Below are 8,079 nucleotides of genomic sequence, written 5' to 3'. Positions count from 1 at the left end.
AGGTCACACCTGTTCCCATGCCGAACACAGCAGTTAAGCTCTCCAGCGCCGATGGTAGTCGGGTTTATCCCCGTGAGAGTAGGACGCCGCTAGGCTTTTTCTTTATATCCAAGAAACTACAGAGTTGAATGACGAGCACAAAACCTAGATTGAAGCTCAATGATTTAAACATTTCCATTATTCCACCGTAGCGAAGCTAACCTCTTCGAAAAAACTAAGAAGCAGGCTTTGCGAGGAATTCAACAGTAGTATTTCAGCAAGAAAGACAACACTACAGAGTTGAATAACGAGCACAAAACCTGGATTGAAGCTCCATGATATACATATTTATATTATTCCACCGTAGCTCAGTGGTAGAGCAATCGGCTGTTAACCGATTGGTCGTAGGTTCGAATCCTACCGGTGGAGCCATTTGCTTCCATAGCTCAGTGGTAGAGCACTTCCATGGTAAGGAAGGGGTCGCCGGTTCAAATCCGGCTGGAAGCTCTTAGATGAAAAGCGATTTCCTATTAAGGAGATCGCTTTTTTTGTATCTATTTACCTATTTTTCCTATGTGTTTTTTACTGTTTTCTAAGTAGTAGCTAGCAAAACATGTAAATATTTAGTAAATTTATAACAACATCTATGAGGTGACGGAAAATTCAAAAAATAAAAAAGGAGGGTAGTAGGTAAAAAGTAAGTCTTTGTTGGAAAAAAATAATAGAGAGGGGTTTTTGTTTTGGGCACCCAAAGTAAGAAAAGGTTTATAAGATGGCTCAGTCTAATTATAGTTCTAGCCTTGATCGTACCTTTCTTCCACTACAACAGTGCCGCAGCTGAGAATTCCCCAAGTGTATCCATCAAAGATAATAAACAAAAAGTGAATAATAAGGTGAATCCAGACCTGATTGATTTGTTTGCTGATCAGAAGGAAGCTACTTACCTGGTAAAAATGAAAGAGCAGGGTGACACAAAAAAAGCTGCGCAAGAAGCGTTATCCAAGGCAGAGGATAGTAAGGCTTCTCTTACAGCGCAGCAAATGAAACGAGTAAAGGCATCTGCAGTTGTGACAGAACTTCGTTCGACGGCCATCGAAACGCAGCAGCAATTGAAGAAGCTGCTGACCGAAGCTGAAAAACAAGGCAGTGTCTCCTCGTTTCAATCTTATTATATCGTAAATGCAATGGCAGTTACTAGTAATGAAGAAGTTATGAAAAGGATAGCTGCTTTACCTGAAGTAGAAAAAGTTCTTCCTAACCGTACACGACAGCTGAATCCTCAGGTAGAAGGAGCAGTGGAGGAAACGAAAGCTTCTCTTACTAAAACGACTGACAAAGCAGAAATCAATAATACGGAATGGAATATTGACCGTGTGGGAGCCCCGCAAGTATGGTCTGAAACTGGAATCGATGGCTCAGGTGTTGTGGTGGCTAATATTGATACAGGGGTAGAGTGGGACCACCCTGCTTTAAAGGAAAAATACCGTGGCTTTGAGCCCGCAGACCCTGATACTGCCGATCATGAATTCAATTGGTTTGATGCGACTGCAGGACAAGACACTCCTTACGACGACCATGGGCACGGTACCCACACCATGGGAACAATGGTAGGTGCTGAAGAAGATGGTTCCAACCAGGTAGGTGTGGCACCTGGAGCCAAATGGATTGGTGTTAAAGCATTTACTGCAGCTGGTGGCACAGACGTCGACCTTTTAGAAGCTGGTGAATGGATATTAGCTCCAAAAGATGCTGATGGTAACCCTCATCCTGAGCAGGCACCTGATGTTGTGAACAACTCATGGGGCGGCGGTCCTGGGCTTGATGAGTGGTATCGCCCAATGGTTCAAAACTGGCGTGAGTCTGGTATAGTACCAGTATTCTCCGCTGGTAACGATGGACCTGGTGATGGAACGATTGCTGCACCATCCAACTATCCGGAATCCCTTGCAATAGGTGCAACTACTGCTACTGACGGCTTGGCCAGCTTTTCCTCCAGAGGTCCCTCGCCTTATGATGGAGAAATTAAGCCGGATATTTCAGCACCCGGGGCCAACGTTCGCTCTTCTGTTCCGGGCGGCGGCTATGAAGGTGGCTGGAATGGAACGTCAATGGCTGGCCCTCACGTAGCGGGTACTGCCGCATTGCTATTACAGGCAGATAACTCTTTGTCAGTAGATGACTTAGAAGAGTTGATGCTTGAAACAGCAGATACAACTACTAATGACCAATACCCTGAAGATCCAAATGAAGGGTATGGCCATGGTATTGTGAACGCTTATACTGCTGTATCGGCGGTGGTCAGCGGTATTGGAGAAATCAAGGGTCATGTATATGAAGAAGGAGAAGATGGTGAAGCTCCTTCCATTGAACATGAATCTCCAAGTGAAACTTATGAAGGTGTTCCATTAACATTAGTTGCAGATGTAAGTGATAATGTCAGCGTAAGCACAGTTGAACTTTCTTACCGTATCGACCAGAGAGGTACATGGGAGACAGTCCCAGCTGACCTGGTAGATGGGGATTATCTTCAGGGAACCTATCAGACAATCCTTAATGGGGAAGATATAAGCGGAAGCCAAATCCATTATAAATGGGTGGTAAGTGACTTTGGGGGTAATGAAGTAGAGTCAGATACTTATGAAGTTGCCATCAAAGATGCCATTACCATTGGCTATGAACAGGACTTTGAAACTATCCCGAGTGGCTGGTTATCATTTGGCGAAAATAACAGCTGGGAATGGGGCGTACCTGAAGATGGCCCGGAAAGTGCTGTCTCAGGTGAAAAAGTTTATGGAAGCAATTTGACAGGCGACTATGATAACAATGGTGATATGACGTTGGTCATGCCGCCAGTTGAAGTCCCTGAAGGTGAAACTTACCTACAGTTCCAAACATGGTATAACCTTGAAAACAACTATGACTATGGACATGTAGTTGTTTCTACCGATATGGAAAATTGGGAGCAGCTGGCCGAATACAATGGAACGACCAATGGCTGGACAGTATCAGAAGTTGATCTTTCCGGTTATGCGGGACAAAGTGTTTTTGTGGGATTCCATTTGGACACAGATTACAGCGTTACAAGAGAGGGCTGGTTTATCGACGATATAGCTTTAACTGATCAATCATCTGGATCTTCTGCTACCACTGATAAGAAATCAACGAAGAAGTCTGAATTAGGAGTGGTAGATAAGGGGGCAGCGAAAATGAAAAAATCGGTTAACGCTAAGAAGCTGCTTCCAGGAGAAGTTATTGAGGTACAAGCCCCTCAATATAAAGAAAAAGGTAAGAAAAAGAAGGAAGTACAGCCAAATGTTTTACCGTTGGATGCAACTGTAACAGTAATAGAGTCAGAAAGGTCTGTCGGTACGAACCCGGCCGATGGAAGTTACAGATTAATGCATGCCGCAGGTGACTTTACCGTTGTGGCTGATGCTTATGGTTTCCATCCAAGTGAGCAATCTGTATCTGTTCCAGAAGACGGATCAGTAAGTGCTAATTTCACACTGAATCCTATTGCGACAGGTACACTGGAAGGCACTGTAACAAACGAACAGACTGGTGAACCAATCGAGGGTGCTACTTTGATGCTTATCGAGGATGCAGCAGTAGCCCCGGTTGAAACAGGAGAGGATGGTACATTCACTTTAGAAGCTTATGAGGGTGATTATATTTTAAGAGTGATGGCTCCGTCCTATCACAGCGAAGATGTTCCTGTTACCATCGAGGGTGATGCTGCCAATACAGTGGATGTAGAATTAGCACCGTTCATCGGTTATCCTGGTGAAATCGGATATGATGACGGTACCCCCGAAAACGCTCGTGCGTTCTATGATGCTGGTAATGGCTGGGCTGTTAAAATGTCCTTGGAAGAAGGACAGGAATCCGCTATGGTTACTGGGGGACTGTTCCGCTTCTGGACTGAGGAATGGCCAGTACCGGGCGGCAATGAGTTCCAAGTAGAAGTTTATGACGATACAGGTACAGATGGGGCGCCAGGTGAAAAAATCGGTGGTCCTTATGAAGCGGAAGCATTAAGGAATGGGGAATGGACACATGTAGACCTCTCCGATAAGGGAATTGTCGCTAATGGTGATTTCTATATGGTGTATATCCAGACACAACCTAACCCATACGCTCCTGGCCTGGCTACGGATGAAGACGGAGATTATGCTGACCGCAGCTGGCAGCTTGTAGGTGGCAGCTGGAGCAAATCTCCAGAAGCGGAAGGCAATTACATGATCAGAGCACTAGTCGATTATGCGGCGGAGGCTCCTGTAATTGAATCCCCAGCTGATGGATCCTATACCAATCAGGAATCCATTACAGTAGAAGGGAGTGCTGCACTAACGACAACAGTCACTGTATACAATGATGATGAGGAAGCAGGTACTACAGAAGCTACTGAAGGTGGAAGCTTTGCTGTTGATATTACCCTGGAAACAGGAGAAAATGAGCTGACAGCGATATCTTCCATGGATAACGGTTCCACTGAACCATCTGCACCTGTAGTAGTGACATTGGATCAAGACAATCCTGTCTTAACAATCGACACTCCAACAAATGGCTATAAAACTAATAAAGAAGTCATTACAGTTGCAGGTCAAGTAGAAGAAGAAAATCTTGATCGTGTCGAAGTAAACGGTCAAACTGCTGATGTGGATGAGGACGGTGCATACTCCAAACGCATCATGCTATCAGAAGGTGAAAACGAAATAAAAGTCACTGCAACAGATTTAGCGGGTAACAGCGTGGAAGAGTCAGTCACTGTAGATGCTAAATTTAATGCAACTGATATTGAAAATCTACAACCAGCAGAAGATAAGTACATGCAGGCTGGTGAGTCTGTCAAGATCGAGTTTGATGCCGATCCTGGACTTGACGCAACTTTCTATATCAGAATGCCACTTACTAACTTCTCTGATCAGGCTACAGAGCTGCCAATGATGGAGACGGAAGAAGGACATTACGTTGGCTACTGGACAGCAACCTCCAACCTAGTAGCAGAAGGTGCTGAGATTGTTGTAAAAGCTGCCGATGATTATGGTAATGTGGCTGAGGAAGCTGCAGAAGGAAAACTATATATTAATACAGAAGAATAAGTTGTTAAAGAGCTGCCCCAGATCGGGGCGGCTTTTTTTGCGTTATGCCGACGATTAAGTTTTTGCTTATTTTTTATCAATAAGTGAGACAAGCGTCCCATATTTGAGACAAGTATGTTAGAAGAGAGCAGATTTTTAACTAATGAGAGACAATATGGAAATTATGAGAGACAAATTTAAAGATAAAAGAGACAAAGTCCACGGTAAGAGATAATCCAAAGTCATATATGAGACAGTACCAAAGGCTAATATCAATGTAGATGATTGGAGTTTCAAGGGTGGTTTTTTCAATAGAAGGTGGGGGAAGGAAGCAATAAGAAAAAAATTTAAAATTTCTCTTTACAAAGTACTAAGCGGCTGTATATAATAATATTTGTCAGTTTGAGAGGACAACCTTTCATAAGGCTGTCAACTGCTTCAATGGCCCGTTGGTCAAGTGGTTAAGACACCGCCCTTTCACGGCGGTAACACGGGTTCGAATCCCGTACGGGTCACCACTTAGGAGGATTAGCTCAGCTGGGAGAGCACTTGCCTTACAAGCAAGGGGTCGCAGGTTCGAACCCTGCATCCTCCACCATTTAAATTTGCCGGTCTAGCTCAATTGGTAGAGAAGCCGTAAACTTCCTCGAATTACATCATTGTAGGCTTTGCGAGGAGCGTATGCTTCACCGGATAAGCTAGCAACGAGACGAGCACATGGCAATAAGATAATCTGTCTGCATTTTAAAATTTGCCGGTCTAGCTCAATTGGTAGAGCAACTGACTTGTAATCAGTAGGTTGGGGGTTCAAGTCCTCTGGCCGGCACCATTGAATGTTTTCCTACAACTGCGAAAAAACTTCTTGCAGGAAAACGATAGTAGTGCTGAAAAGCGCATCCTACAAAGTTTTCTTTCAACGTTGAATTACTCCATTGAAAGAAAACAAGTACCAATAATTTCTTGTAGAAAACTGTTGAATTATAAAAGGTGTTTCTGTTATAATTCTTAAGTGACTTTCTTGGAGGGATAGCGAAGTTGGCCAAACGCGGCGGACTGTAAATCCGCTCCCATCGGGTTCGTAGGTTCGAGTCCTACTCCCTCCACCATTTATTTCATTTTCCTATGAATTAACTTTATAATAAATGCAAATAGTACTTATTACTTGTACTATTTTTTTAATGGCCCATAGCCAAGCGGTAAGGCAGCGGATTTTGATTCCGTCATGCGCTGGTTCGAATCCAGCTGGGCCAGCCATTTTATTAATAAGCATAAGCTAGCAACGAGACGAGCACATTACTCAATCAGGTTATAATACTTCATTAAATAATGAGCCATTAGCTCAGTTGGTAGAGAAGCCGTAAACTTCTTTGAACTACATCATCGTAGGCTTTGCGAGGAGCGTATGCTTCACCGAATAAGCTAGCAACGAGACGAGCACATTACTCAATCAGGTTGTAATACTTCATTAAATAATGAGCCATTAGCTCAGTTGGTAGAGCATCTGACTTTTAATCAGAGGGTCGAAGGTTCGAATCCTTCATGGCTCACTTGTATCACTGTTATGCGGGAGTAGTTCAGTGGTAGAACACCACCTTGCCAAGGTGGGGGTCGCGGGTTCGAATCCCGTCTCCCGCTCCATTTAATCTTTTACTACGTCGAGTAAACATCCTTGCTAAAGATTAATCGTGTACTGAAAAGTGCTCCATAAATACGATTTTTGGCTACGTCGAATTTACATCTATGCTAAAAATCAATCGTGTACTGGAAGTGCTCCATTTAATCTTTTACTCCATCGAATAAACTTCTTATATCGGGGCCTTAGCTCAGCTGGGAGAGCGCCTGCTTTGCACGCAGGAGGTCAGCGGTTCGATCCCGCTAGGCTCCACCATTTCTTGTACCATTACTAGCGACTTCATAAATTCAGACGAGAAAAAAGCTGACATGCTACTACCATGTCGGCTTTTTTTCGTTTATTACAAGTGTCATACATACATGTGTACGAGACGAGTAGCTGCGGGAGCTACCGTATATATATACATAATCATGTCCGGTTGAGTCATTTGTCTGAAAGCGTCTACAATAATAAAGAGTAGAAGAAGGAGGATGAAATGATGAAGAAGCTATCGATTTTGGGAGTACCAATGGATCTGGGACAAAACCGACGTGGTGTAGATATGGGGCCAAGCGCGATTCGCTATGCAGGGGTTCTTGAGCGGTTAGAAAAGCTGGAGCTTGTGATAGAAGACCTGGGCAATGTTGAAATTGCGCAGCAGAAGGGTGAACAAAAGGAACTTGTTGATAATCTACGTAACCTGAATGAAGTAATGGAAGGTAACGAAAAGCTTGCACAACGAGTAGATGACATTATCGAAGAAGGAAGTTTTCCGCTTATTCTTGGCGGTGACCATAGTATTGCAATAGGAACGCTTGCAGGTGTGTCTAAGCATTATAAAAATCTCGGTGTCATTTGGTATGATGCTCATGGTGATTTGAATAACAATGAAACATCGCCGTCTGGCAACATTCATGGAATGCCGCTTGCGGTCAGTCTTGGTATAGGCCACGAGAGGCTGGTCAACATCCATGGCTACCAGCCGAAAGTGAAACCAGAGAATATTGTCATTATTGGTGCACGTTCTTTGGATGGAGGGGAGCGAGAGTTGATTAAAGAAAAAGGAATCAAGGTATTTACGATGCATGAAGTTGACCGGCTTGGCATGTCTGCTGTGATGCAGGAAACCATCGAATACTTGAAAGGGCGTACCGATGGGCTTCATTTGAGTCTGGACCTGGATGGTTTAGATCCGGATACTGCTCCAGGAGTGGGAACGCCTGTCATGGGTGGATTGAGCTATCGGGAGAGTCACCTGGCTATGGAAATGCTGCATGAATCTGGTCTGGTGACTTCGGCTGAATTTGTTGAAGTAAATCCGATTCTTGACGAAAAAAATAAAACAGCAAGTGTGGCTGTAGGTCTGATGGGCTCTTTATTCGGTGAAAAATTATTATAAAGCGATTA

Annotated in this window: 2 protein-coding genes, 10 tRNA genes and 1 rRNA gene; all 13 read left to right on the top strand. The window is 43.9% G+C overall.

The window, feature by feature from the left end:
* A 5S ribosomal RNA gene (rrf, locus tag FHS45_RS17820) occupies nt 1-95 on the top strand; the annotation flags it as partial.
* Nucleotides 96-336: 241 nt separating this feature from the next.
* Nucleotides 337-411: transfer RNA gene (locus FHS45_RS17815), tRNA-Asn, on the top strand.
* Between the two features lie 3 nt (nt 412-414).
* A tRNA-Thr gene (locus tag FHS45_RS17810) sits at nt 415-486 on the top strand.
* A 233-nt stretch (nt 487-719) separates the two neighbouring features.
* Entirely contained in the window at nt 720-5,081 is a 4,362-nt protein-coding gene (locus FHS45_RS17805; protein ID WP_062438538.1) for a S8 family serine peptidase, read from the top strand.
* A gap of 422 nt (nt 5,082-5,503) precedes the next feature.
* Nucleotides 5,504-5,578: transfer RNA gene (locus tag FHS45_RS17800), tRNA-Glu, on the top strand.
* 4 nt (nt 5,579-5,582) lie between these two features.
* A tRNA-Val gene (locus FHS45_RS17795) sits at nt 5,583-5,658 on the top strand.
* Nucleotides 5,659-5,813: 155 nt separating this feature from the next.
* Nucleotides 5,814-5,889: transfer RNA gene (locus FHS45_RS17790), tRNA-Thr, on the top strand.
* Between the two features lie 191 nt (nt 5,890-6,080).
* Nucleotides 6,081-6,166, top strand: a tRNA-Tyr gene (locus tag FHS45_RS17785).
* Nucleotides 6,167-6,239: 73 nt separating this feature from the next.
* Nucleotides 6,240-6,314: transfer RNA gene (locus FHS45_RS17780), tRNA-Gln, on the top strand.
* 220 nt (nt 6,315-6,534) lie between these two features.
* A tRNA-Lys gene (locus FHS45_RS17775) sits at nt 6,535-6,607 on the top strand.
* A 16-nt stretch (nt 6,608-6,623) separates the two neighbouring features.
* Nucleotides 6,624-6,698, top strand: a tRNA-Gly gene (locus FHS45_RS17770).
* Between the two features lie 174 nt (nt 6,699-6,872).
* A tRNA-Ala gene (locus tag FHS45_RS17765) sits at nt 6,873-6,948 on the top strand.
* 220 nt (nt 6,949-7,168) lie between these two features.
* On the top strand, nt 7,169-8,071 hold the full coding sequence (rocF, locus tag FHS45_RS17760) for an arginase (protein WP_062438541.1): 903 nt from the start codon (nt 7,169-7,171) through the stop codon (nt 8,069-8,071).
* Nucleotides 8,072-8,079 lie beyond the last annotated feature (8 nt).

The organism is Thalassobacillus devorans, from assembly GCF_011761345.1.
Lineage (GTDB): Bacteria > Bacillota > Bacilli > Bacillales > Halobacillaceae > Thalassobacillus > Thalassobacillus devorans.
This window is presented reverse-complemented; position numbering and strand designations above follow the sequence as displayed.